This is a genomic window from Christiangramia sp. OXR-203, assembly GCF_034372165.1.
Lineage (GTDB): Bacteria > Bacteroidota > Bacteroidia > Flavobacteriales > Flavobacteriaceae > Christiangramia.
On sequence record NZ_CP139698.1, the window covers coordinates 650934 to 677697 of the forward strand.

A 26764-nucleotide genomic window follows, 5' to 3' on the forward strand; every position below is an offset into this window, starting at 1 on the left:
CTTAAATGGCAACAACAGAAAAAAGCATCCTGAATCGTATGTATTTCGTGGCCGGCTGCCTGTTCCTCTTCGCAATTGCGGTAGGGGTGAAATTGCTAAATATTCAGTTTGTTCATGGTGAACATTACAAAAGTCTTGCGGAAGAGCGCACTCTAAGAAATTTCAAAATTCCTGCGAATCGTGGGAATCTTTATGATTCTAATGGAAATCTACTGGCTACTTCAGTTCCCAAATATGACATTCGATTTGATGCTGTAACTGTTTCAGACAAAAATTTTGAAGAGAACATAGGAGAGTTGTCCGCTAAACTTTCCAAAATGCTAGGACGTTCTGCTTCTTATTATTCCCAGAAATTAAGAACAGCGCGCGCAAACAAGCAGCGCTACGTATTGATCGCTAAGAATCTTGGATATTCAGAATACATGAAGATCAAGAGTTTCCCCATGTTCAATCTCGGTGCTTTCAAAGGTGGAATGATCACGGAACAAACCACGGTTAGAGAGCATCCACTTGGTAAAATGGGGGAACGAACCGTAGGCTATGAGCGTAGAGATGAGAATGGATATTTTACTCGCGTTGGTCTGGAAGGCGCATTTAGTAACTACCTGCGAGGAACAGATGGTCGTCGTTTAAAGCAGAAGATCGCCAAAGGACAATGGAAACCTATTAGTGATAATAACGAAATGGAGCCAAAAGATGGTTATGATGTTATTTCTACCATCGATGTAAATATTCAGGATATCGCGCATCATTCACTATTACGACAATTAGAATATTTTGAAGCAGATCATGGAACTGTAGTGGTTATGGAAACCGCAACTGGTGAGATCAAAGCAATGTCAAATCTGGGACGTACAGACGACGGTACTTATTTCGAAAAAAGAAATTACGCAGTTTACGAGGCCCACGAACCTGGATCTACTTTTAAATTAATGGCGATGGTGGCTGCACTCGAGGATGAGGTAGTGGATACCAGCCAGGTTATTGATACAGAAAAAGGTGTGGTGCGGTTTTACGGTCGCCCTGTACGTGATTCACATCATGGTGGTTATGGTGAAATTTCGGTTGCGAAGGCATTTGAATTGTCTTCGAACACCGCATTTACCAAAATGATCACTGAAGGCTATAAAAATGATCCGTCGAAATTTGTGGACAGATTATACGACATGGGTCTCAATGATAAGATTGGTCTTGAAATTAAAGGTGAGGGCTCTCCCCGAATTCCTCACCCTCAGGACAAATCATGGAATGGCTTAAGCTTGCCCTGGATGGCATTTGGTTATGGGGTGGCAATTACGCCTTTGCAAACGCTAACTTTTTACAACGCGATCGCAAATGATGGTGAAATGATAAAGCCGCGATTTATTAAGGCGGTGAAAGATCGAGACAAGTCTATTATAACTATGGATAAGCAGGTGATGAACCCATCTATCTGTTCTCCAGAAACTGCTGCCAAGGTTCGTGAGATGATGAAGAATACGGTTGAGCGCGGCACAGCTGCCAATATCTATACTGAAAACTTTTCGATGGCTGGTAAGACAGGAACATGTCAGACTGAATACTGGATAGAGCCTGGTAGATATATAGCTTCTTTCGCCGGATATTTTCCTGCGGAAGATCCTAAATACTCATGTATCGTAGTGATTCATAAGCCAAACAGAAGAAAAGGATATTACGGAAATATCGTAGCGGCACCGGTTTTTAAAGATATCGCCAGGAAGATTTATACCGATACACCAGTGATGGATGAGCTCGAAAATCTTGATTTTGAAGACGAGGATATTCAAGCCGACTTTGACACTTACTACGCAAGCATACAGGATGAAAAAATGCTGATGCCAGATGTTACCGGAATGCCGGCAATGGATGCGATCTCCATCCTGGAGAATCTTGGAATACAGGTTCGATTAAATGGAAAGGGTGTAGTGAAAAGACAGTCTGTTTCAGCAGGAAAAAAAATAGATAATAACGCCATCGTAAATCTTGAATTGAGTTAATGCAGGTTTTAAAAGACATACTCTATAAGGTGAATATTAAGTCGGTTTCCGGAGATACCGGGGTGACCATTCGTGATATTCATTTTGATTCCAGAAAAGTTTCTCTAAATGATGTTTTCATCGCGATTCGAGGAAGCTTAAGTGATGGTCATGACTTTATCAAAAATGCTGAAAATCAGGGTGCACTTGCTATTGTATGTGAGGAGCTTCCGAAGGAAAAAGTAAATGGCGTTACTTATATTGAAGTAGCAGACTCCAAGAGAGCGCTGGCGTATATTTCAGCTAATTATTACGAGAATCCTTCCGAAAATTTAAAATTAGTTGGAGTTACGGGTACCAATGGGAAAACAACCATTGCGACTTTGCTATATGACCTGTTTACCAAGGCTGGATTTAAATGCGGATTACTTTCTACCGTGAAGATCATGGTTGGAGATGAAGAACGTACTGCCATTCGAACGACTCCAGATTCCATAAGTATCAATTCTCACCTAAGCGATATGAACGATGCCGGTGTAGAATTTTGCTTTATGGAAGTGAGTTCACATGGAATTGATCAGCATCGTACGACTGCTCTTAAATTTAAAGGCGGAATTTTCACGAATCTCTCGCACGATCATCTTGACTATCACAAAAACTTTGCAGAATACCGTGATGTGAAAAAGAGGTTTTTTGATGAATTGCCAGCTTCAGCTTTTGCACTTACCAATATCGATGATAAGAATGGTGATATAATGCTTCAGAATACAAAAGCGAAGAAATACAGTTACGCTTTAAAATCCTATGCAGATTACCAGGCTCAGATCCTTGAAAATAACTTTACAGGGTTGCTTCTGAAGGTAAGAGATCAGGAATTATGGTCCAGACTGATAGGTACTTTCAACGCTTACAATGTACTTGCGATTTATGCTACTGCGGAATTATTAGGCTTAAAAACTCTGGAAACACTTCGAATTATAAGCGAATTGAGTTCTGTTAGTGGAAGGTTTCAGTATATAATTTCAGAAAAAGAAAAGGTAACAGCAATTGTTGACTACGCACATACCCCCGATGCATTGAAGAATGTATTGGAGACCATCAACAGTATTCGTACAAAAAATGAGAATTTGATCACGGTGGTAGGCTGTGGTGGTGATAGAGACAATACGAAGAGACCAAAAATGGGACATATTGCGTCTGCTTTAAGTACCAAAGTGATCTTTACCAGCGATAATCCAAGAACCGAAGATCCGGATAAGATCATCGAGGATGTGGAAGCAGGAGTAGAGCCACAGAACTTCAAAAAGATAATGAGTGTAACCAACCGAAAACAGGCAATTAGAACTGCCTGCCAAATGGCTACAAACAACGATATTATATTAATTGCCGGGAAAGGTCATGAGACCTACCAGGAGGTAAACGGAGAACGATTTGATTTTGATGACCTCAAAATTGTAAAGGAATTTCTAAAAACTCTGGATAAATAATGCTGTATTACCTGTTTAAATTTTTAGAAGATAGATATCAGCTGCCAGGAGCACAGTTATTTGAGTTCCTGTCATTCAGGTCTGCAATGGCGATCATATTATCGCTGGGAATTTCTACGATCTATGGTAAACATATTATCAATTACCTGAGAGCTAAACAAATAGGTGAAAGCGTTAGAGATCTTGGGTTAAAAGGTCAGACGGAAAAGGCAGGTACACCAACCATGGGGGGTGTGATCATTATAGTTGCGACGCTAATCCCTGTTTTATTGTTCGCCAAGCTGGAAAATATTTATGTCATTCTGTTGATCATTACCACACTTTGGATGGGTGCGATTGGTTTCCTGGATGATTATATCAAGACATTTAAGAAAGATAAAGAAGGATTAAAGGGCATTTTTAAAGTGATAGGCCAGATTGGACTTGGTCTTATCGTAGGATGTACCATGTATTTTCATCCACAGATAACTACAAAGGAAGTAATGACCGAAACCAATCCTACTGAAAATGTGATTGCCAGAGCTGAGGTTGTGGATATGGGGCCGGAAGTAAAGGATACCAGTACAACTATTCCGTTTGTTAAGGACAACGAATTTGAATACTCCAGTTTAATAAGCTGGATAGATGCAGACCTTGTAAACTATGCGTGGCTGATATTTATTCCTATCGTGATCTTTATAGTAACTGCAGTTTCTAATGGAGCGAATCTAACCGATGGTATCGATGGACTTGCCGCTGGATCATCGGCTATTATAGTGCTAACACTAGGGATCTTTGCCTGGGTTTCGGGTAACATCATATTTTCAGATTACTTGAATATAATGTACATCCCACGATCTGGTGAGATGACCATTTTTATAACGGCTTTTGCCGGTGCTTTAGTCGGTTTTCTTTGGTATAACACCTATCCAGCCCAGGTTTTTATGGGAGATACTGGAAGTTTGACCATTGGTGGAATTATCGCAGTACTTGCGATCGCCACAAGAAAGGAATTGCTGATACCATTACTCTGTGGAATTTTCCTGGTGGAAAATCTTTCAGTAGTACTACAGGTAGGCTGGTTCAAATGGACTAAGAGAAAATTTGGTGAAGGAAGAAGGATTTTTTTGATGTCACCTCTTCATCATCATTATCAGAAAAAAGGTAGACATGAAAGTAAGATCGTAGTAAGATTCTGGATTATCGGAATTTTCCTGGCGATACTTACCATCGTCACCTTAAAAGTACGCTAGGATGGAAAGACTGGTCATATTAGGAGGTGGAGAAAGTGGAGTTGGTACGGCAATTCTCGGGAAAGAGAAGGGCTACGAGGTTTTTCTTTCAGATAAAGGAAGGATCAAGGATAAGTACCGTGATGTTCTTACAAAACTGGAAATAGATTGGGAAGATGAGAAACATACAGAAGAAAAGATTCTGAATGCAAACGTGGTGATGAAAAGCCCTGGTATTCCAGAAACTGCTGCACTTGTTGTAAAACTTCGGAAGAATGATATTCCTGTTATATCAGAAATTGAATTCGCTTCCTGGTTTTCTGAAACTCCCGTGATCGGGATTACAGGAAGCAACGGTAAAACAACAGTGACCAACCTGATTCAACATTTACTGAAGAGTGGCGAGGTAAATTCAGGAATGGGTGGAAATATTGGAAACAGCTATGCGAAAATGGTTGCTGAAGACGAGCATGATTGGTTCGTTCTTGAATTATCCAGTTTTCAGCTGGATGGAATCGAGGATTTCAAACCGCATATTGCCATTTTAACCAACATTACGCCAGATCATTTAGATCGCTATGATTACAAATTTGAAAATTATATAGAATCAAAATTCAGAATAACAAAGAATCAAACAGCCGAAGATTATTTCATCTACGATGCAGATGATCCAGTGATCACAGAATGGCTTGAGAAAAATCCTGTGAAAGCACAAAAGTTGCCATTTTCAATGGAAAAGAAACTTGAAAACGGCGCTTTCTTAGAAGATACAAACATTGTTATAAAAATAAATAATACCGAGTTTACTATGTCAACATCAGATATATCCCTACAGGGCAAGCACAACACCAAGAATGCAATGGCTGCGGCCACCGTTTCTCAGTTGCTTAGAATTAGAAAGCAAACCATTAGAGACAGCATGGCTAATTTTCAGGGTGTGGAACATCGTCTTGAAAAGGTGCTAAAGATCAACAATGTGATGTATATCAACGATTCCAAAGCGACCAATGTAAATGCCACTTATTATGCATTGGAAAGTATGGAATCTGAAACTGTATGGATCCTTGGCGGTGTGGATAAAGGCAATGTTTATGATGATCTACTTCCTTTAGTGAACGAAAAAGTGAAGGCGATCATTTGCTTAGGAGTTGACAATGAGAAAATCAAAAGAGCTTTTGGAAACATCGTGGAAAACCTGGTAGAAACCGGATCTATGGATGAGGCAGTTAAAATGGCTTACAGATTAGCAGATAAAGGTGATAATGTGTTGTTGTCTCCGGCATGTGCGAGTTTCGATCTATTCGAAAATTATGAGGATAGAGGTAGACAGTTTAAGAATGCCGTGCGTAATCTATAAGAACTAATAAAATTATTGAATAGCGTATAATGAGCAACATATTTGCAAATTTAAAAGGTGATAAAGTGATCTGGGCGGTAGCAGCTTTGCTGGCGATCTTTTCCTTTTTGCCGGTGTACAGTGCCAGTAGTAATCTGGCCTATCTCCATGGAGATGGTAGTACTACTGGATTTCTTATCATGCACTTTTTTCACTTGCTACTTGGTTTTTGCCTGTTATTCGCGGTACATAAAATACCTTATCATTACTTTCGGGGAATAAGTATTTTACTGCTCCCTATTGTAATTATTTTACTGATTTTCACAATTGCCCAGGGAACTACCATTGATGGTGCTTATGCCAGTAGATGGATACGTATCCCGGTATTAAATGTATCCTTCCAGTCTTCAACTCTGGCTTCGGTCGTTTTGATGGTTTATGTTGCCAGATATCTCTCTAAGATTACCGAGAAAAAAGTAACATTTAAGGAGACAATAATTCCGCTATGGGCCCCTGTTTTCGCTGTATTAGTGCTAATTTTGCCGGCCAATTTCTCCACAACGGCGATCATTTTTGTCATGACGCTGATACTGATGTTTTTAGGAGGTTATCCTATCAAATACCTATCAGCCATTGTTGGTGTCGGTATTGTAATGCTGGGTATTTTCGTGCTTACAGCTAAAGCATTTCCAGGTTTATTACCCAACAGGGTGGATACCTGGTCCAGCCGAATTGAAACCTTTTTCGATGGAGAGGAAGCAGATGAGCAATATCAGGTAGAGAAAGCTAAAATTGCGATCGCTCAGGGTGGTATAACAGGAACTGGAATTGGTAAAAGTGTACAAAGAAATTTTTTACCCCAATCTTCTTCAGATTTTATTTACGCGATCATCGTGGAGGAAATGGGGCTGATAGGGGCTTTTGGAGTGATGCTAGCCTACTTGCTTCTGTTATTCAGGATTGTGATCGTTGCTACCAAAGCGAGTAGCATATTTGGTAAACTGGTGGTGATGGGTGTAGGATTACCTATAGTTTTCCAGGCGCTTATCAATATGGGTGTTGCGGTGGAATTATTTCCAGTAACGGGACAAACCTTGCCGCTGGTTAGTAGTGGGGGAACGTCCATCTGGATGACTTGCATCGCACTTGGAATTATACTGAGTGTAAGTGCTAGAAGAGAAGAAATTAAAGAATTTGAAAATGAGAGCCTGAATGGCGAGGAAGAGAATCCTCTGGATATTTTGAGCGAAGCGATATGAAGAAGAACATGCGAGTTATATTATCAGGTGGCGGAACAGGTGGACATATCTATCCTGCGATCGCTATTGCAGATGAGATCAAAAGTCGTCATCCAGAAGCTGAGATATTGTTCGTAGGTGCGAAGGATCGTATGGAAATGGAGAAGGTGCCTCAGGCTGGTTATAAAATCGAAGGTCTGTGGATCACTGGGATCGATCGTTCCCTAAGTCTAAGAAACTTATCTTTTCCTTTTAAGTTAATTAGCAGTATCTCAAAATCACGAAAAATCGTAAAGAGATTTAAGCCAGATGTAGTCATTGGTACTGGTGGATTTGCCAGCGGACCATTACTGCGTATAGCGATCTCCAGGAATATCCCAACGCTGGTACAGGAACAGAATAGTCTTCCAGGTATCACCAATAAAATACTGGCCAAAAATGCAAGTGTTATCTGTGCTGCCTATGAAAAAGTAAAAGATTATTTCCCTGCGGAAAAAACTGTCATCACCGGTAATCCGGTTAGACAGGATTTGCTTAAGGTGAATACGCTAAGGCAGGAAGCTCAGGAATACTTTAAACTGAAGCCTGGAAAGAAGACGGTGCTTATTCTAGGAGGGAGCCTGGGAGCCAGAAGGATCAATAAACTTATTGAAACCTATTTAAAAAGATTCGAACAGGAAAATGTGCAATTGATCTGGCAAATTGGGAAACTATATTATTCAGATTATAAAAAGTATGCTTCAGACAAGGTGGTGGCAAAAGAATATATCAATCGTATGGACCTGGCTTATGCAGCTGCAGATGTGATCATCTCCAGAGCTGGAGCTGGAAGCGTTTCAGAATTATGCATTGTGGGAAAACCGGTATTATTTATTCCGTCCCCTAATGTTGCTGAAAATCATCAGGCAAAAAACGCCATGGCGGTAACAGATCATGACGCGGCATTGATGATTACTGAAGATGAACTTACAGAAAAATTTGATCCATGCTTTTTTAGCTTTTTAAAAGATGAAAGAAGACTGGAAAGATTTTCAAGAAATATAAAACAACTTGCGCTGCCTAACGCAACATCAGATATAGTAAACGAAGTAGAAAAGCTTGTAGAAAGAAACTAATGAAGAATCCTGACCACATAGAACATTTTTATTTCATCGGTATCGGTGGAATTGGGATGAGTGCGCTCGCCAGATATTTCCAGGCGAAGGGTGCAACGGTTTGTGGTTATGATCGTACACCTTCGAAACTTACAGCAGAACTGGAGAAGGAAGGGATTGTTATTAGTTATGCAGATGAGGTTGAGACTATTCCACAGAATATTTTAGAGGATGTGGAAAATAGTCTCGTGGTGTATACTCCTGCAGTTCCAAAAGATCATAAACAGTTTGGTTATTTTCAGCAGGAAGGATTCCAGGTCGTGAAAAGATCTGAATTGCTGGGAATGGTTACCTCTAATAAATACTGCCTGGCCGTTGCTGGTACTCATGGAAAGACTACCACAACCGCTATTTTAGGTCATTTGCTTAAAGAAACTGGCGCGAAAGTAACTGCATTCCTGGGTGGCATTAGTGAAGATATTCAGTCAAACCTGATCATGCTGGGCGATGAGGTTGTAGTAGTAGAAGCAGATGAGTTTGATCGTTCATTTCTTCGGCTTTCGCCCAACATTGCGGCGATCACCTCTATGGATGCAGATCATCTCGATATCTACGGAAGTAAAGAAGAACTGGAAAAATCGTTTAAGGAGTTTGCTGCAAAAATACCTGAAAACGGCACTTTATTCGTTAATAATAAATTATCTCTAAGCGGAATGACACTTGGCATAAATGATGCGAGTGATTATTCAGCTAAGAACGTAAAAATTGAGAACGGCACTTATGTCTTTGATCTAAAGACTCCTTCTCAAACTATAGAAAATTTAAGATTTAATCTACCCGGCAATCACAATTTGCTGAATGCTATAACAGCCCTGGCGATGGCGATCGAATACGGATCCCCAACCATCGATCTGGCCAGGGCTTTATATTCTTTCAAAGGTGTAAGACGTAGATTCAATTATAAGATTAAAACCGATAAACTGGTGCTAATTGATGACTATGCTCATCATCCTACAGAGATTTCTGCAGTACATCAGGCGGTTCGTGCAATGTACCCCGACAAAATTGTTCTTGCGGTTTTTCAACCCCACTTGTTTAGCCGTACCCGTGACTTCGCTGAAGATTTTGCCTCCAGCCTTTCAGAATTTGATAAGGTCTTTCTCATGGATATTTATCCCGCGCGAGAAACCCCAATCGATGGCATCACTTCAGCCTGGTTACTGGAACAAATAGAAAATGATTACAAGAGACTTGTTAGCAAACATGATCTTATTGATTCTATAAGGTCTGAATATGCAGATGTTGTAGTAATCATGGGCGCTGGCGATATTGGAGATGAAGTTGAATCTGTTCAAAAAGCCTTACAGAATGAAGCGTAGTCTAAAGTTTATACAGCCTTTAATTTTAATCCTGCTAATAGGAGGGCTTTATGGTTTTGCAGAACATCGCCATAAGAACAGAAAATTAACCAATATCAAGGTTAGTTTTACCGAGACTGAGAACCTCTATGTGACTGAGGAAGTGGTTAATAAATTGTTAATACAATCTAATGACAGTGTCTCGAGCATAGATAAAGAAACTTTAGATTTGAATAGAGTGGAAGCTATGCTGAACGATCACGACATGATTGAAAATGCAGAAGTATTTCTAACACTCGACGGAAAATTGAAAGCGACCGTAAGTCAGAGAAAGCCAATAGGCAGGGTAGCTGGAAATTCTTCATTTTACCTGGATAGAAATGGAGAGATCATGCCATTATCAGAATATTACTCGGCTAGAGTGCCGCTAATGTTCGGATTTGATGGAAGTACTGTAGCTGAAGTTTACGGAATAGTAAGTTATATTCAGAATGATGATTTTCTAAGGAAACATATAACGGGAATTACTCGTTTAAACGCTGAAGCCTATGCTTTAGAACTTAGAGAGGATGATTTTCAAATTTATTTTGGAGATACTACGGAGATAGATCTCAAGTTTAACAATTTTAAGGCCTTTTACAAAAAGGCTACCAAGGAAAAGAAATTAAATACCTACAAAAAAGTGAACCTACAATTTGGAGATCAGGTTGTGTGCACGAAAAAATAGTTTATGGAACAGAACGATATTGCAGTAGGATTAGATATTGGAACTACCAAGATTGTGGCTATGATCGGCCGCAAGAATGAGTATGGAAAAGTAGAGATCGTAGGCATAGGAAAATCAAAGTCCCTGGGCGTACATCGCGGAGTGGTGAATAATATCACCCAGACGATCCAGTCTATCCAGCAGGCAATACAGGAAGCAGAAGCCGATAGCGGTTTAAAGATCAGTGAAGTGGTAGTTGGAATTGCAGGACAGCATATTCGAAGCCTTCAGCATAGTGATTATATTACCAGGCAAAATCCTGATGAGGTTATAGATTCTGAAGACATTCATACGTTATGCAACCAGGTTCATAAACTGGTTATGTTGCCGGGAGAAGAGATCATTCATGTGCTTCCGCAGGAATTTAAAGTAGACGGGCAGGCGGAGATCAAAGAACCTATCGGGATGTACGGTGGAAGACTGGAAGCTAACTTTCATGTCGTTGTAGGACAGGTTTCTTCGATCAGAAATATTGGTCGATGCGTGAAAAGCGCCGGACTTGAACTTTCAGCAGTAACGTTGGAGCCGTTAGCTTCAGCAAATGCAGTTCTTAGCCAGGAGGAAAAAGAGGCAGGTGTGGCACTTATCGATATAGGTGGTGGTACTACAGATCTTGCAATTTTTAAAGATGGTATCATCAGGCATACTGCGGTAATTCCTTTTGGTGGAAATGTGATTACTGAAGATATTAAGGAAGGATGTTCAATTATTGAAAAGCAGGCAGAATTACTAAAGATCAAATTTGGATCTGCATGGCCGGGTGAAAATAAGGATAATGAGATCGTTTCTATCCCAGGTTTACGTGGAAGAGAGCCGAAGGAGATCACTTTGAAGAATCTCTCCAAGATCATCCATGCACGAGTAGTAGAGATCATCGACCAGGTTTACCTGGAGATTAAGAATTACGGACACGATGAGCAAAAGAAAAAATTGATCGCTGGAATCGTTCTTACCGGAGGTGGTGCTCAATTGAAGCATCTTAAGCAACTGGTAGAATATATTACGGGAATGGATACCAGAATAGGATATCCTAACGAACATCTGGCCGGGAATAATGATTCAGAAACCACCAGTCCGGTATATGCTACGGCAGTTGGATTGGTAATGAATAGCCTTGAAAAAGGGAATAACAAGTATCAGGAGGAAGTTGTGCTCTCTAAAAACCAAATGGTAGAAGATGAGGTTGAAGAGCAAAATCATGACCAGGATGATGATGAACATGATACTTTCAGGGAAGAGCCCTCTTCCAATAAGGTTGCACGAAAAAGCATCTTTGATAAATGGGCAGAGAAATTCAAGGATTTCTTAGACAATGCAGAATAAAATAGATACAATACAACCAGTAAAACAGAGTTTATGAGCAGTACAGAATTTGGAGACATCTCATTCGATTTACCAAAGAACCAATCGAACGTCATCAAAGTGATTGGAGTTGGAGGTGGAGGAAGCAACGCCATTAACCATATGTTCCAGGCAGGAATTAAAGGGGTTGATTTTGTTGTTTGTAATACCGACTCCCAGGCTTTGGAGAACAGTTCGGTTCCAAACAAGATCCAGTTAGGGGTAACTTTAACTGAAGGACTTGGAGCAGGTGCAAATCCTGAGATCGGTGAGAAAGCGGCAGTAGAAAGCTTTGAGGAAATAAAGCAAATGTTGGATACCAATACCAAGATGATCTTTATCACTGCAGGTATGGGTGGTGGTACCGGGACTGGTGCTGCTCCAATAATAGCAAAACAGGCAAAAGAACTGGATATTTTAACGGTTGGTATCGTGACCATTCCATTTCAGTTCGAAGGAAGAAACAGAAACGAACAGGCACAATTAGGAGTTGAAAGATTGCGCAAGCATGTAGATTCGCTAATTGTGATCAATAATAACAAACTTCGTGAGGTTTATGGAAATCTTGGTTTTAAAGCCGGATTCTCGAAAGCTGATGAAGTGTTGGCAACTGCATCCAGAGGAATTGCAGAAGTTATAACGCACCATTATACTCAGAATATTGACCTTCGCGATGCGAAGACTGTATTGAGTAATTCTGGAACTGCGATTATGGGTTCTGCCCAGGCTTCAGGAGCCAGTAGAGCTACAGATGCGATCATGAAAGCACTTGATTCGCCATTATTGAACGATAATAAGATCACCGGAGCCAAAAATGTTTTACTGCTTATTGTATCTGGTAACGAGGAGATCACTATCGATGAAATTGGAGAGATCAATGACCATATTCAGCTTGAAGCTGGGCATAGCGCTAACATCATTATGGGTGTTGGAGAGGACGAATCTTTAGAAGACTCTATCGCCGTGACTATTATCGCTACTGGGTTCGATGTAGAACAGCAAAATGAGATCACTAATACTGAAACTAAAAAGATCATTCATACCCTGGAAGACGAGCAAAGAGCTGAGCAGGAATTGATCGCTAAAAGAACTGGTTCAGTTTCTGAAGTAGCTCAGGACAGGAATGATGACATTGAAGATGCTCAGATAGAATTTGAGGCACCGAAAAAGGAAGAAAAGATCGTTCACACTCTGGACGAAAATGTAGAGGAAGTAGACGAGGTTGGTAAAATTCAGAAAAAGGTAGAAGATATTTACAAAACACCAGATTTCGCAAGAAAGCTTGATGTTGTCTACGAGGAAGTGAATCCTGAAGAGTTTATCATCAATGATACTTCAGAAACACTGGATACTGAAAATTTCAAAGAATCTGAAGAAGGTAAATCTGAAAGCGAAGAACAGTTTATGTTTACTTTCGATATCCCAATGAATCAGAAGGAAGAGAAGAAGCAGCTTTCAGAAAAGAAAGAAGAGGTAAAGCGGCATTCTTTAAATGATGAAGAGGAAGAGTCTACAAGAAATATTCATGTGAACGAACATGTAGAGATCGTTCCCGTAACCGAAAATTCTGCCAAGGGAGTAAAGCGATATAGTCTTGATGATTATATGGAGATCGAGCAGAAACTTGAAAGTTCCAAGGCTCCGGAAAAGGAGGAAGAGAAGGACGAAACAGTAGCTTTTGAAAAAAAGACTGTAGCTCCGGCTCCTTCAAGAGAGAATGACAACGATGAGCATGATCCATTCGACAATCCAATTTCTTCTGAAGTTGTGCGTCAACGTACGGCAGAGCGTAAAGCGAAGATGAAGGAATTCAATTATAAGTTTAGAACTGGTTCAGCTCAGATCGATGAGATTGAAAAGCAGCCAGCTTATAAAAGAGCAGGAATTGAGTTGAATAATTCGAAGCATGGTGAAAGTAAACTTTCAAGAACCAGTATCGAGCAGGATGATAATAACGAATTACATTTTAGAAAGAACAACTCTTTCCTACACGACAATGTTGACTAAGAGTCAATATGGTTAAACAAAAAAAGCTGCCTAAGGGCAGCTTTTTTTTATGTTCATATTTTGCGAACTAATTACTTTCTTACTGGAACTTCATCTGTATCTCTTCGATATTTAAGCATGGAAATTCCTGCTACAAAGAATACAAATCCCAGGATGGTAAGTGCCCAGGGGCTTAACATAAGTGCTATACTGCCAAAGATTCCTAATACTCCCATTACCAGTGCGATCGCACCACCAATGGTCATAATCATTGCTAAAACTTTAATCATAATATGTCAAAATATTGGTTATCAGAATTAAAAGTATCTATTTAATGTATTCACAAATCAATATTAACAAACTTTACAATTTTAGCCGAAGCCTCTCAATTTCTTTAATTGCATCCGTTTCATCACCCCAACCTTGAATTACGGTATCGTCTTCCAGGTCATAATTTGAAAACCAATTCTCAAGAATATTCAGTGCTCCAGGATAATTCTCGTATAGTTGCTGGTAATTTTCAGCCTGTATTGTTCTTAATTCCATTCTGGCTGGGATGGCAATGATTTTAAAGTCTTCTTCGCCCGCATCTACCATTTTAATGATGCCAATTGGAATGAATTCCACGATATCCCCAGATTTCAGTGTGCTACTAAGTATCATGATGTCCAAGGCATCGCCATCACCTCCATTCGCTGGATCTGAATAAGTGGAAGGTATAAACCCATAGTTCGCAGGGTAAGCCAGGAAATCTATGATCCTTTCCTTACCATTACGAAGGGAAGTACTAAAAAGTCTTAAGTCCTTATCGTATTCTACTTTAGCATTAGTGCCTGCCGGTATTTCGATCACTGCCTGGTAATTCCCATTTTTTGAAAGTAAACTAGTAGCCAACAGGTCCTGCCTAGATTTGCAGGATGCAACCAATATGAAAATAAGAATAAGCAGACACTTTCTCATTCTAGTTCCAGTAGATCATAAAGTATTTGATCTTTGCATCATCTGGAATTTGCGAAGCCATGATCTTACTATCCGTATCATAACGGAGATTGGACGGTAACTGTGTCTTGTCTATTGTAATGTAAGCATTGATCTCATCCAGAAATACTACGGCAGAATTTATCGTATTCTCGATCCTTGAGATCGTATAGTTCTCCATGATATCCTTGAAGGTGCTATTCACATTAAGTCCGTTCTTAGTTTCGTAACGAGCATCAAGTATGCGAATATTTCCAATGGTACTGGTAGAGTCGAATTCCTGCAAGGGTTCCAGACTCATTAATGCTGCGCCATCCTCACCGAAAATCTTGATCTCGTCTGTAGAACGAAAGTCATCAGGACCGCTCGTTTGTCTTACGATACTGTCATTTTGAAAAATACTATCTAACTGGTTGATCTTAACCTCCTTTTTCAAGGGTCCCACTTGCGTTGGAGTTATTAGAAATGGATTTTCTTCATCATTCGTGCATGATACCATCGCGGCGCAAAGGCCTAGAAAGATTAGAGCTTTTTTATACATAGATTTCGGTTTCCTTTATTTTAAAAATTTATTCAATATTCCCATTACGCCGCGTATAAAAGTTGCACTGGTTAGCACTTTGATGATCGCACCTTCACGGGAACGTCCACTTTTACGACGGCTACTGGTTTTTGTTACTTTTTCTCGTTGTTCTTTAGCCTGTTGTTTAGCCTCTTCACGATCTGCTTCTTCGATCTTTTTATTCAGTATCTCGTAAGCACTTTCGCGGTCAATTTTCTCGTTATATTTTCGAGCAAGTTCAGAATTTTTGTTGATTTGTCTTAATTCTGAATCACTTAATATGTCCATTCTACTCATTGGTGCGCGCAACATGGTCGCTACCAGAGGAGAAGGTCTTCCTTTTTCATCTAATGCTGAAACCATGGCCTCTCCAATACCTAACGAGGTAAGCATATCTTTGGTATCGTAAAATTCGGAAATCGGGTAATTTTCAGCAGCAAGTTTAATAGCCTTTCGATCCTTAGCCGTGAAAGCCCTTAATGCATGCTGAATTTTAAGTCCCAGCTGTCCCAGAACTTCTTCAGGAACATCGGCTGGATTCTGAGTAACGAAGTAAAGTCCTACGCCCTTGGAACGTATCAGTTTTACGATACTTTCAATTTGATCAAGCAATGCATCTGAAGCTTCATCAAAAATGAGATGTGCTTCATCTATAAATAAGACAAGTTCCGGTTTATCCATATCGCCTTTCTCTGGAAAGGTTGAATAAATTTCAGCAAGTAATGAAAGCATGAATGTTGAGAATAACTTTGGCCTGTCCTGAATATCGGTAAGCCTCAAAATATTCACGTATCCCTTTCCGTCTGATGTTTTTCTTAGGAGATCGTTTACCTCAAAAGATTTTTCGCCAAAGAACTGCTCTGCGCCTTGTTGTTCCAGTGCAATGATCTTCCGAAGAATAGCACCTGTAGATGCGCTTGAAATTCTACCATATTCCTTACTGATCTCCTCCTTACCTTCCTCTGTGGTATACTGAAGCATCTTTTTAAGATCCTTAAGGTCCAGAAGTGGCAATTGATTATCATCACAATATTTGAATATGATCGCCATGATCCCGGATTGGGTATCATTTAAATCCAGTATTCTGGATAAAAGCACTGGGCCAAATTCACTTACTGTAGCTCTAAGTCTCACTCCATCCTGTTCTGAGAGACTTAGCATTTCTACCGGTGCAGCATCTGGAGTGAATGGAAATCCAAGTTTTTCATGACGTTCATCTATAAAAGTGGCACCTTCTGAAGCTTTCGCGATTCCACTCAGATCTCCCTTTACGTCCATCAGTAAAACCGGCACTCCTTTCTGAGATAGGTTTTCAGCAAGGATTTGCAGGGTTTTTGATTTTCCGGTTCCTGTAGCACCTGCAATTAGTCCGTGCCGGTTCATTGTTTTCAACGGAATCTTAACTGGAGCATCGGCAAAAACTTGTTCGTCAAGCATTCCTGCGCCCAGATAGATATAATCACCTTTAGTGTTATATTCCGAAGATATGTGATCTACAAACTTTTCTGATGTGTTCATTTAACTGCAGGTTTTAATATTTTGATAGTACCGGTGTTGCTGTTTATTTCAGCTTCAATTCCGTTAGGGATGGTGCTGTTATCGTCTATATGGCCAATCATTGCACCTGAGAATGCCGGGATATTTAAAGGTTTGATATAATGGTCTATAACTTCCTCCATGGTAAGTGAACCATAGCCACTTCCACCAGGATCACAGCCTGTACATTTTCCGAAGACAAATCCGGAGATCTTATCCAGTATACCTCCAAGTTTAAGTTGGGACATCATCCGGTCTACGGCATAAATCTTTTCTCCTATATCTTCGAGATACAGGATTTTATTCGACCAGTCAGTAGGAAAATAAGGTGTTCCCATGATCGAAGTAAGCACAGAGAGGTTTCCACCTAGTAATTCCCCTTTTGCGTAACCATTATTGATAGTTCTTATTCTATTGTTGGTTTGGACTTCCAGAAAATTCAGGTTTTCAGGATTGGTATATTCGATCTTTTTTCCTTCGAATAGCAACTGGCGAAAAATATCGTAATTAAATGTATTCCATGAAGAGCTTGCCATGGGTCCATGAAAAGTCACTAGACCCGTTTTTTCGTAGATCGCAAGATGCAATGCTGTAATATCACTGTAGCCTATGAAAATCTTCGGATTCTTACGAATGAGCTCATAATCAAGTTTATCTATGATTCTTGCAGCTCCCGAACCACCCCGAAGTGAAATGATTGCATCAATTGCAGGGTCACCAAACATTTGATTCAATTCTGAAGCGCGTTCTTCATCAGTGCCAGCGAGGTGACCATACCTGCTTTTAGCAAATTCTCCAAATCTTACTTTTAGTCCCATCGCTTCCAGGTTTTCCCGGGCGATCTCATAAGGTTCACTGTCAAAGATTGCTCCTGCAGGACTTGTTATTCCAATAGTATCTCCTTCAGAAAGTCTTTTCGGTAGAAGTTTCTTATTAGTTGAAATTTGCTGCTCTGCAGTTGCTGAAAGTGATTGTAGTGGAATACTTAAACCGGCAAGTCCCAGGCCGTAAACGAAATTGCGTCTTTTCATAGGTATATATACTGTCTCGAAAATAGGGAATATTTGGAACTTCTAAAATTCAATAGTTGTTTCTAATGTGAATAAGAAGCTTTAAAACTTCAGCTTTTATTTCTTCAGGAGAATTCATATGATTGGAATTCATTATACTGAAAATTAGAAGTCGGTCGCTATTCGTTCTCAGATAGCCGCTAAGGCTATAATTATTTTTTAAACTTCCTGATTTTGCAAATACAAATGCTTCTTCGTCCGTTAGTAAGTTTGTAAGAGTTCCATGCTTACCAGCTGTAGGAAAAATGGTCGAAACCCAGTCCTCACCTTTTTCATCCAACAAACGTTTCAAAATGCTCGATAAGTTAGCAGGAGTGTTCATATTATATCTTGATAATCCAGAGCCATCTACCCATTGAAATTCATCAGGCAGTCCTTTGAAAAAATTATTTTTAGCATAGTCTATAGCGATCTCTGTACTCATGGTATCCGATATTTTTTCTGAAATCATGATAAGTAATTGTTCCGCAATTAGATTATCGCTGGTATGCATCATTTGTTTGTAAAGACTATCGGAGGCTGTGGATTTTATAATATGACTGGCTTTTGGTCCTGGTGGAATGATTTTTATAGTTCGCCCAATTTCTTGTTCAATGATCCTGATGCTTAAGTCTTCTGAAGTTTCAAAAGGAATTCTTAGCGTATCGTTCTTCTGAAGTTTCTTTGGAACCCTGAATTGATTCGTGCCCTTAAGCTTTTCCAGTGTTTCAGAATTAATAGTTTGGGCGTAATTGGTAAAAATTCCCGGAGATACTTTTAGATCTTTATTCACCATCGTAAAACTTACTGTATTCCCATAAATCGGCATTGCAGATATTTGTGGTGAGAACGCGTATTCAAAATCATCCCAGCTCCATCCGGCACCATAAACCTCCTGCTTCCAGTTGGCTTTTTGATAATAGATAGAATCTTTAGAATTCCGTAGAAATTGCAAAGTTGTATTGGAAGACACTTCTGGATCCAGTAATCCGGGATCTCCGGTAGCTGAAAAAATGAGAGAATCTTCAGTTTTCCGGTATCTAAATGTAAAGATGCTGTCCTCGAGAGATTTTATGGCGGAATAGAGGCTCAATATTTTGGTATTGGAAGCTGGAGTAAAAGATTTGTGGGCATTATACTGATAGATATTCTTCCCTGATTCGGCATCTAAAAGTATGATCCCGGTAAATCCATGGTGAATCTTTTCAAACTCAGTTGTTTTCCGCAATAAACCTGAAGCACATGAACTCAGGCCGAGAATGGATAAAACTGCTAAGAAGACCTTCAGACGCATATTAAAAATTTTGATTTAAATATATACTTTCTCGTACTTAGAATTAAATCGATCGATCGCAAACTCAAAAAACAAAGGTTATTTATCCTGAAGTATAATGATTATCTTTGCCGGCTATGATTTCAGAAGAGACAAAGAGCCTGGTTGATAAAGGAATAATGCTTCCACTCATGGAAGAATTTTATACGATCCAGGGTGAGGGATTCCACAAAGGAACGGCTGCATATTTTATTAGGATTGGTGGTTGTGATGTAGGTTGTCACTGGTGCGATGTGAAGGAAAGCTGGGATGCCAGTACGCACCCGCCTACGCATATTGGGGAAATCGTCGAGAATGCTACCCGTCATAGTAAAACTATTGTGATCACGGGAGGTGAACCATTAACCTGGGATATGACAGCTCTAACTCAAAATCTTAAAAACCAAGGTTGTGATATTCATATTGAGACTTCAGGAGCTTATAAACTTACGGGTACCTGGGACTGGATATGTCTTTCTCCAAAGAAAATCAAATTGCCAACCGAGGAGATCTATCCTCTGGCCAATGAGTTAAAGGTTATTGTTTTTAATAGACATGACCTGAAGTTTGCTGAAGAGCAGGCAGCGAAAGTCAGTGAGAACTGTATCTTATACTTACAACCAGAATGGAGTAACCGCGATAAAGTGATCCCAATGATCGTTGATTATGTAATGGAGAATCCGCGGTGGAAAGTATCGCTACAAACCCATAAATATTTGAACATACCATAAAAAAAACGCCCGATAGGGCGTCTTTTCAATTATAAGCTGCCGTACTAAATTTTAGTTAGCATTCTTGAATGGAACTTTTACATAGCTGTTATCCCATCCAATCAGAAGGTCTGCACCGTTCTTAGCTTCCTGGAAAGCCATAGATAGAGATTCGATGGTATTAGGAGCCTTTCTTACCGGCACATTAATTCTTACCTTATCTTCCTTATCTGTGTATTCATAAGAACCCCATGTATTGGTTTTGCTGTTAAGAATAACAGTCCATTCCTTTTCGCCTGGGATCGTGTATAAGGTGTAATTCCCAGCTTTTACCGTAGCGTCTGCAACTTTCATGTCCTTATATAAAGTAACTTCAGTTGCTTCATTTGCGCCGGTTCTCCATACCTCACCATAAGGCACCAGTTTACCGAAGATCTCACGATTTCTTTTTTGTGGTCGGCTATAAATTACCCTCGCCACTGCGGCGTCATCCTGGTCTCTGTAAAGCGCAAGATCCATTGGACTGGCATCTACTTTGGAAAATTTAAGTTCTTCCTTTGAGTAGTTTACCTTATCGTCATCCTGTGCGTTAATAGGGCTTGCAACGAAGAAAAACATTGCACTTAAACCACCTATGATCAATTTTTTCATAATTCTAATATTTGAATTTTAGTTAGTATAAAGATAAGACGCATAGAGGTGTGAATTGTTAAAGAAGCACCAATATGCTGTTAAAATTTTAGCTGAGGTTTTCAAATGGAAGAAAAGTTTGAAATTTATAATGGTATACTACCATTTGGTATGTAATTTTTAGTTTAAACTTTTCAAATATTATTATTGTTAGCCATTATGTTTTCATTTAGATAGCTTCAGTCCATATTTGTCTCATAATAATAAACAAATTAAGTCATGTGTGGAATTTTAGCAGTTATCGGAAAAGATCTTGACAAGAAGAAGATCGCTGATCTTTCAAAAAGAATGTCTCATAGAGGCCCTGATGAAAGCGGACTGAAAATTACTGAAAAAGGTTATGTGTTAGCTCACGAACGCCTATCAATCGTAGATCTCACCACAGGTATTCAGCCTATACAAGGAACTGAATCTGCCTGGATGGTACACAATGGAGAGATCTATAACCACATGTCACTTCGAAATAACGAATTAAAGGATCATACTTTCAGAACTACCGGAGATTCTGAAGTAATCGTGCATTTGTATGAAAAGTATGGTCTTGAATTCGTAGACAAATTAGATGGCGTCTTCTCATTTGTGATCATTGATGGTGATGAATTTATGGTCGCCAGGGATCCAATTGGAGTAAAGCCACTTTATTATGGGAAGGACGAAGCAGGTACCATATGGTTTGCCAGTGAAATGAAATCTCTTGCAGATAGCTGTATTGAATTTCATGCTTTTCCTCCTGGACATTATTATACACCAGAAACCGGATTCGTAAGATATTATTCTCCAGAGTGGTTTGAATCTGAAGTTGCTACGCAGCCTGCAGACTTACAAAAGCTACGTGAAAGTTTGATCGAAGCGACCAGAAAGAGATTGATGGCAGATGTGCCTCTTGGAGTATTGCTTAGTGGTGGACTCGATTCTTCACTAACAAGTTCTATCGCGGCCAGATTGATGAAAGATAGTGGTCAAACATTGCATTCCTTTTCAATTGGTTTGGATGAAGCAGCACCAGATCTAATTGCTGCGAGAAAAGTTGCAGACTTTCTGGGTACCGAGCATCATGAAATTCATTTCACTGTAGAGGAAGGTATCTCTATTCTTAAAAAGCTTGTATGGCATCTTGAAACTTACGATGTTACTTCAATTCGCGCCAGCACTCCAATGTATTTTCTCTCTAAAGCAATTGCTGAAAAAGGGATTAAGGTTGTATTGTCTGGAGAAGGCTCTGATGAGATCCTTGGTGGATACTTATATTTCAAGAACGCTCCTTCTGCGGAAGAGTTTCAGAAGGAAACCATTAGAAGAGTACAGCGTCTGGCTACTGCAGATTGCCTGAGAGCAGATAAGTCAACGATGGCACACGGTCTTGAAGCAAGAGTGCCATTCCTGGATAAAGCTTTTTTGAAAACCGCAATGGAAATAGTTCCTGAAGAAAAAATGCCGGTTACTTATGATGGTATTGAAAAATTTATTTTGAGAAAGGCATTCGATACTCCTGAAGAACCTTTCCTGCCAGAAGAAGTATTATGGAGACAAAAAGAACAATTTAGTGATGGTGTGGGTTACAACTGGATCGATCAGCTAATTGATCATGCTTCAGAACAGGTGACAGACGTTCAAATGGAAACTGCGGCAACTAGGTTTCCGGTAAACACGCCAACTTCAAAAGAAGCTTACTTCTACCGTGAGATCTTTCAGCAGCATTTTCCTCAGGATTCCGCAGCGAAAACAGTTAAACGATGGATCCCAAAATGGCAGAAGGATCTTGATCCTAGTGGAAGAGCCAATGAAACTCACGTAGCTCCTGGAATGAAAAAAGTAGTTGTGTAAAATTCGTTCAAATATTTGATTTTCCTCAAAACCCGAAATGTGAAAATAATCTTAAACATTTCGGGTTTTTCCACATAATTTGTTGATAACTTCGAGCCTCATCGCAGGTCTACAACCTGTTAAAAGTATGCGAATTGTTATATTTGTTCGTTATCCAAAAGAGACAAAATTAATTAGCATAATATGAGCGAAGAAGCTAAGAAACATAATTATTCTGCCGACAGTATTCAGGCGTTGGAGGGGATGGAGCATGTTCGAATGCGGCCTTCCATGTATATTGGAGATACTGGGGTTAGAGGACTGCATCACCTGGTTTATGAGGTTGTTGATAACTCCATAGATGAGGCCCTTGCCGGTCACTGTGATAATATAAAAGTTACTATCAACGAGGATAACTCGATCACTACTGAAGATAATGGTAGAGGTATACCTATTGATCTACATAAAAAAGAAGGAGTTTCTGCACTGCAGGTTGTAATGACCAAAATTGGTGCCGGTGGTAAATTCGATAAAGATTCTTATAAAGTTTCCGGTGGACTTCACGGAGTTGGAGTAAGTTGTGTGAATGCACTTTCTGAGCATCTTACGGCAACCGTTTATCGTGATGGCCAGATCTGGCAGCAGGAATACGAACTTGGGAAGCCACTTTATCCTGTAAAGCCTACAGGGGAAACCGATTTAAGTGGAACGATCGTTACGTTTAAGCCAGATCCTAGCATTTTTCAACAAACTCTGGAGTATAATTATGATACTTTGGCCAGTCGTATGCGAGAGTTGGCATTTCTGAACAAAGGAATTAAAATTAGTCTTACCGATAAGAGGAATAAAGAAGACAATGGCGAGTATGTTCAGGATCATTTTCATTCTGAAGAAGGACTGAAGGAATTTATAAAGTTTCTGGACGGCAATCGTGAGCCAATTATCAGTCATGTAATTTCGATGGAAGGTGAAAAGAATGATATTCCTGTTGAGGTTGCCATGATCTACAACACTTCATTCAGTGAGAATCTGCATTCCTACGTAAATAATATTAATACTCATGAAGGTGGAACCCACCTTTCCGGGTTTAGACGTGGTTTGACAACTACACTTAAGAAGTATGCAGATGCTTCTGGTCTGTTGGATAAGATTAAATTTGAAATTACCGGCGATGATTTTCGTGAAGGACTTACCGCGATCATTTCTGTAAAAGTTGCTGAACCTCAATTTGAAGGTCAGACTAAAACAAAATTGGGTAACCGTGAGGTTACTTCAGCAGTATCTCAGTCGGTTTCTGAAATGCTGGAAAACTACCTGGAAGAGAATCCGAATGATGCTAAAACCATCGTTCAGAAAGTAATCTTAGCAGCGCAGGCTAGAAATGCCGCGAAAAAAGCCCGTGAAATGGTTCAGCGTAAAACTGTCATGAGTGTTGGCGGTTTACCTGGGAAATTATCTGACTGTTCCGAGCAGGATCCGGCACAATGTGAAGTGTTTCTGGTTGAGGGAGACTCGGCAGGTGGAACAGCCAAACAAGGTAGAGATCGTAAATTTCAGGCGATCCTTCCATTGCGAGGTAAAATTCTGAATGTTGAAAAAGCGATGTCTCATCGTGTTTTCGAGAACGAGGAAATCAAGAATATTTATACAGCACTTGGGGTAACTATAGGTACCGAAGAAGATAGTAAAGCTTTAAACCTTTCAAAACTGAGGTATCATAAGGTAGTCATCATGTGTGATGCCGATGTAGATGGTAGCCATATTGAAACGCTAATTCTCACTTTCTTCTTTAGATACATGCGCGAATTGATCGAGAGTGGTCACATTTATATCGCTACTCCGCCACTTTATTTGGTGAAAAAGGGGCAGAAGAAACGTTATGCGTGGAGCGAGAAGGAACGTGATGAAATCGCAGAAAGTTATAGCGGAGGTGTTCAGATCCAAAGATATAAAGGTCTTGGAGAGATGAATGCTGAACAGCTTTGGGATACCACAATGGATCCTGAATTCAGAAAATTAAGACAGGTGAATATCGATAATGGAGGAGAAGCCGACAGGATTTTTTCTATGCTAATGGGAGACGAAGTTCCGCCAAGACGTGAGTTTATCGAGAAGAATGCTAAATATGCGAATATCGATGCATAATTTTCACTAAATAATATGATCTTAACCCACACTAAAACTAAGTGTGGGTTTTTTTCGTTTAATATTTATGGGACTGCTATCTTTACAAACCTTAACACCTATAATTTAACCTAAATCAATTAACGTGAAAAATTTTAAAATTATAATGCTACTCCTAGCTGTTTTTAACGGCGGAATGGCACACGCTCAATCGGTACCTGCAGAAGGTCAGGAGATTATTGATGATCTTTTGTTTATTGCAGATGGATTCGCTACTCCTGCAGCAGAGAGTGCAGCTTATCAGGCAACAGCCAGCTGGTTTACTTCTGCGAAAGCTTTGGAGCCATGGAAGGTCGACGTTTCCTTGCATGCAAATGCTCTTTTCGTTCCTTCAAGTAAGAAAGAATTTACTATAAATAATAATGATTTTTCGAATTTGACTATCGCCGGCGGTGGTAATGGTGCGGTTGTGCCAACTGCCTTTGGTAGTGATTCAGATGTGATGTTTAATGGGAACTTTCTTGGTCAGGAATTTGCGTTTCAGGCGATTGAGGGGATAGACACCGGAGCTTTGATGTATCCATTCGCACAGGTTTCTGTTGGATTGCCTTTAGGTTTTCAATTAGGAGTAAGAGCTTTGCCAGCGTTAGAGGTGAGTGGATCTGAATTCAGCACTTATGGAGTTGGTTTAAAGCATAATTTGAGTCAGTATTTTGGTAGAAGAAGAACCAGAGATGATGATCTAGAAGTGGCAGCTATAGTTGCCTATGATATTTTTGATGTGAAATATGAGTTTGAGCAAATTTCTGTGCCTAATCTACTTAATCTGAATTTGATCGATGTAAGTTCAGGGGTATGGATGGCTGAGGTCATGGCTTCAAAAAAATACGAAAACTTTGAAATATTTGGTGCGCTTGGTATTGCACAATCAGACTTCGAATATGAATTCGGGGGTAGTGGATTAGCTTTAAATCTGGTGAATGATGAGATTTCCAGACTCAATGATTCACAAGCTCAGTTCAAAGGAGATATAGGATTCAATTTATACTTCAACAGTTTTAAAGTTAGTGCTATGGCTACTGCTGGAAAGTATGTAAATCTTAATGTTGGCTTGCACTTCATCCTCTAGGCAATACTTGATTTAACCATTCCTTATTATTAAAACTGCTTCGTAATTCGTAATTTCGCAGTCATTATTAATAGAAATTAAATATAATTTTAACATGAAAGTTACCATAGTAGGAGCAGGTGCAGTTGGTGCCAGTTGTGCAGAATACGTAGCCATAAAAAATTTCGCTTCAGAAGTAGTATTGCTTGATATCAAAGAGGGATACGCTGAGGGAAAAGCAATGGATCTAATGCAAACGGCGACACTAAACGGTTTCGATACCAAGATTAGTGGCAGCACAAATGATTATTCTAAGACAGCAAACAGTGATATCGCGGTAATTACCAGTGGTATTCCTCGTAAGCCGGGAATGACAAGAGAAGAGTTGATCGGGATCAATGCAGGAATTGTAAAAGAAGTATCTGCGAATTTGATTAAACATTCTCCAGATGTAACTCTAATCGTGGTTAGTAATCCAATGGATACCATGACTTACCTGGTTCATAAAACTACGGGACTACCTAAAAATAAAATTATTGGAATGGGGGGAGCATTAGACAGCGCTCGCTTTAAATTCAGATTAAGTGAGGCTCTTGAATGCCCACCATCAGATGTTGATGGTATGGTGATTGGCGGACATAGTGATACTGGAATGGTGCCGTTAACTCGTTTGGCTACAAGAAATTCTGTACCTGTATCGGCGTTTCTAAATACAGATCGTCTTGATCAGGTTTCAGAAGATACAAAGGTTGGTGGAGCTACCTTAACTAAACTTCTTGGAACCAGCGCATGGTATGCGCCTGGAGCAGCAGTTTCTGGTCTTGTACAGGCGATTGCTTGTGACCAGAAAAAAATGTTCCCGTGTTCGGCTTTACTGGAAGGTGAGTTTGGATTAAATGATCTTTGTATTGGAGTGCCTGTTATTTTAGGTAAGAACGGTATTGAAAAAATCGTTGAGATCGAGCTGAACGATGCTGAGAAAAACAAAATGAAAGAAAGTGCCGAAGGTGTAAAAAAGACCAACGGATTGCTAGACGTTTAAGTCTATATTAAACTTTCCCGACTTTACTCTAAAGCCACATTCTATGTGGCTTTTTTG

Annotated in this window: 22 protein-coding genes; 15 read left to right on the top strand and 7 right to left on the bottom strand. The window is 39.8% G+C overall.

Annotated features, from left to right (window positions below):
• Window positions 1-5 precede the first annotated feature (5 nt).
• The 10 genes from T8I65_RS03020 to ftsZ are packed head-to-tail and all read left to right on the top strand — an operon-like array spanning window position 6 to window position 13814.
• Window positions 6-1997, top strand: a complete 1992-nt coding sequence (locus T8I65_RS03020) for a penicillin-binding protein (protein WP_322301976.1) — start codon at window positions 6-8, stop codon at window positions 1995-1997.
• Complete coding sequence (locus T8I65_RS03025; RefSeq protein WP_322301977.1) at window positions 1997-3463, top strand: UDP-N-acetylmuramoyl-L-alanyl-D-glutamate--2,6-diaminopimelate ligase; 1467 nt, start codon at window positions 1997-1999, stop codon at window positions 3461-3463. The genes T8I65_RS03020 and T8I65_RS03025 overlap by 1 nt, the downstream gene beginning before the upstream one ends.
• Window positions 3463-4695 carry a phospho-N-acetylmuramoyl-pentapeptide-transferase gene (mraY, locus tag T8I65_RS03030; RefSeq protein WP_322301978.1) on the top strand — a complete coding sequence of 411 codons (1233 nt, stop codon included), beginning with the start codon at window positions 3463-3465 and terminating at the stop codon, window positions 4693-4695. Before T8I65_RS03025 ends, mraY begins: the two co-directional genes overlap by 1 nt.
• A 1-nt stretch (window position 4696) precedes the next feature.
• On the top strand, window positions 4697-6031 hold the full coding sequence (gene murD, locus T8I65_RS03035) for a UDP-N-acetylmuramoyl-L-alanine--D-glutamate ligase (RefSeq protein WP_322301979.1): 1335 nt from the start codon (window positions 4697-4699) through the stop codon (window positions 6029-6031).
• Window positions 6032-6060: 29 nt separating this feature from the next.
• Window positions 6061-7269: an FtsW/RodA/SpoVE family cell cycle protein gene (locus T8I65_RS03040; RefSeq protein ID WP_322301980.1), complete on the top strand. Its 1209-nt coding sequence runs from the start codon at window positions 6061-6063 to the stop codon at window positions 7267-7269.
• Window positions 7266-8363, top strand: coding sequence for an undecaprenyldiphospho-muramoylpentapeptide beta-N-acetylglucosaminyltransferase (murG, locus tag T8I65_RS03045; RefSeq protein ID WP_322301981.1), 1098 nt, complete (start codon window positions 7266-7268; stop codon window positions 8361-8363). Before T8I65_RS03040 ends, murG begins: the two co-directional genes overlap by 4 nt.
• A complete protein-coding gene (gene murC / locus T8I65_RS03050; protein ID WP_322301982.1) occupies window positions 8363-9721 on the top strand; it encodes a UDP-N-acetylmuramate--L-alanine ligase in 1359 nt (452 codons plus the stop codon). The genes murG and murC overlap by 1 nt, the downstream gene beginning before the upstream one ends.
• The gene (locus T8I65_RS03055; protein WP_322301983.1) at window positions 9711-10427 is read left to right on the top strand and encodes a cell division protein FtsQ/DivIB; all 717 of its coding nucleotides are present in this window, start codon (window positions 9711-9713) and stop codon (window positions 10425-10427) included. Before murC ends, T8I65_RS03055 begins: the two co-directional genes overlap by 11 nt.
• A 3-nt stretch (window positions 10428-10430) precedes the next feature.
• On the top strand, window positions 10431-11789 hold the full coding sequence (gene ftsA, locus T8I65_RS03060) for a cell division protein FtsA (protein ID WP_322301984.1): 1359 nt from the start codon (window positions 10431-10433) through the stop codon (window positions 11787-11789).
• Between the two features lie 33 nt (window positions 11790-11822).
• Window positions 11823-13814 carry a cell division protein FtsZ gene (gene ftsZ / locus T8I65_RS03065; protein WP_322301985.1) on the top strand — a complete coding sequence of 664 codons (1992 nt, stop codon included), beginning with the start codon at window positions 11823-11825 and terminating at the stop codon, window positions 13812-13814.
• 71 nt (window positions 13815-13885) lie between these two features.
• Here the strand turns inward: ftsZ and T8I65_RS03070 are convergent, their stop codons facing one another.
• The 6 genes from T8I65_RS03070 to T8I65_RS03095 all read right to left on the bottom strand — a co-directional run bounded on the left by T8I65_RS03070 (window position 13886) and on the right by T8I65_RS03095 (window position 19212).
• Window positions 13886-14083: a hypothetical protein gene (locus T8I65_RS03070; RefSeq protein ID WP_322301986.1), complete on the bottom strand. Its 198-nt coding sequence runs from the start codon at window positions 14081-14083 to the stop codon at window positions 13886-13888.
• A 73-nt stretch (window positions 14084-14156) separates the two neighbouring features.
• On the bottom strand, window positions 14157-14753 hold the full coding sequence (locus T8I65_RS03075; protein ID WP_322301987.1) for an inorganic diphosphatase: 597 nt from the start codon (window positions 14751-14753) through the stop codon (window positions 14157-14159).
• A 1-nt stretch (window position 14754) separates the two neighbouring features.
• Entirely contained in the window at window positions 14755-15312 is a 558-nt protein-coding gene (locus tag T8I65_RS03080) for a hypothetical protein (protein WP_322301988.1), read from the bottom strand.
• Window positions 15313-15327: 15 nt separating this feature from the next.
• Complete coding sequence (locus T8I65_RS03085; RefSeq protein WP_322301989.1) at window positions 15328-16851, bottom strand: helicase HerA-like domain-containing protein; 1524 nt, start codon at window positions 16849-16851, stop codon at window positions 15328-15330.
• Window positions 16848-17900 carry an LD-carboxypeptidase gene (locus T8I65_RS03090; RefSeq protein ID WP_322301990.1) on the bottom strand — a complete coding sequence of 351 codons (1053 nt, stop codon included), beginning with the start codon at window positions 17898-17900 and terminating at the stop codon, window positions 16848-16850. The genes T8I65_RS03085 and T8I65_RS03090 overlap by 4 nt, the downstream gene beginning before the upstream one ends.
• Window positions 17901-17949: 49 nt before the next feature.
• A complete protein-coding gene (locus tag T8I65_RS03095) occupies window positions 17950-19212 on the bottom strand; it encodes a D-alanyl-D-alanine carboxypeptidase (RefSeq protein WP_322301991.1) in 1263 nt (420 codons plus the stop codon).
• 116 nt (window positions 19213-19328) lie between these two features.
• Here T8I65_RS03095 and T8I65_RS03100 point away from each other — a divergent pair, with 116 nt between their 5' ends.
• Window positions 19329-19961, top strand: a complete 633-nt coding sequence (locus T8I65_RS03100; protein WP_322301992.1) for a 7-carboxy-7-deazaguanine synthase QueE — start codon at window positions 19329-19331, stop codon at window positions 19959-19961.
• Window positions 19962-20012: 51 nt separating this feature from the next.
• Here the strand turns inward: T8I65_RS03100 and T8I65_RS03105 are convergent, their stop codons facing one another.
• Complete coding sequence (locus T8I65_RS03105) at window positions 20013-20591, bottom strand: DUF2911 domain-containing protein (RefSeq protein ID WP_322301993.1); 579 nt, start codon at window positions 20589-20591, stop codon at window positions 20013-20015.
• Between the two features lie 258 nt (window positions 20592-20849).
• Here T8I65_RS03105 and asnB point away from each other — a divergent pair, with 258 nt between their 5' ends.
• The 4 genes from asnB (at window position 20850) to mdh (ending at window position 26707) form a co-directional block, all read left to right on the top strand.
• Window positions 20850-22454: an asparagine synthase B gene (gene asnB / locus T8I65_RS03110; protein ID WP_322301994.1), complete on the top strand. Its 1605-nt coding sequence runs from the start codon at window positions 20850-20852 to the stop codon at window positions 22452-22454.
• A gap of 183 nt (window positions 22455-22637) precedes the next feature.
• The gene (gyrB, locus tag T8I65_RS03115; protein ID WP_322301995.1) at window positions 22638-24578 is read left to right on the top strand and encodes a DNA topoisomerase (ATP-hydrolyzing) subunit B; all 1941 of its coding nucleotides are present in this window, start codon (window positions 22638-22640) and stop codon (window positions 24576-24578) included.
• A 124-nt stretch (window positions 24579-24702) separates the two neighbouring features.
• Window positions 24703-25686: a DUF6588 family protein gene (locus T8I65_RS03120; protein WP_322301996.1), complete on the top strand. Its 984-nt coding sequence runs from the start codon at window positions 24703-24705 to the stop codon at window positions 25684-25686.
• Window positions 25687-25780: 94 nt separating this feature from the next.
• Entirely contained in the window at window positions 25781-26707 is a 927-nt protein-coding gene (gene mdh / locus T8I65_RS03125) for a malate dehydrogenase (protein ID WP_322301997.1), read from the top strand.
• Window positions 26708-26764 lie beyond the last annotated feature (57 nt).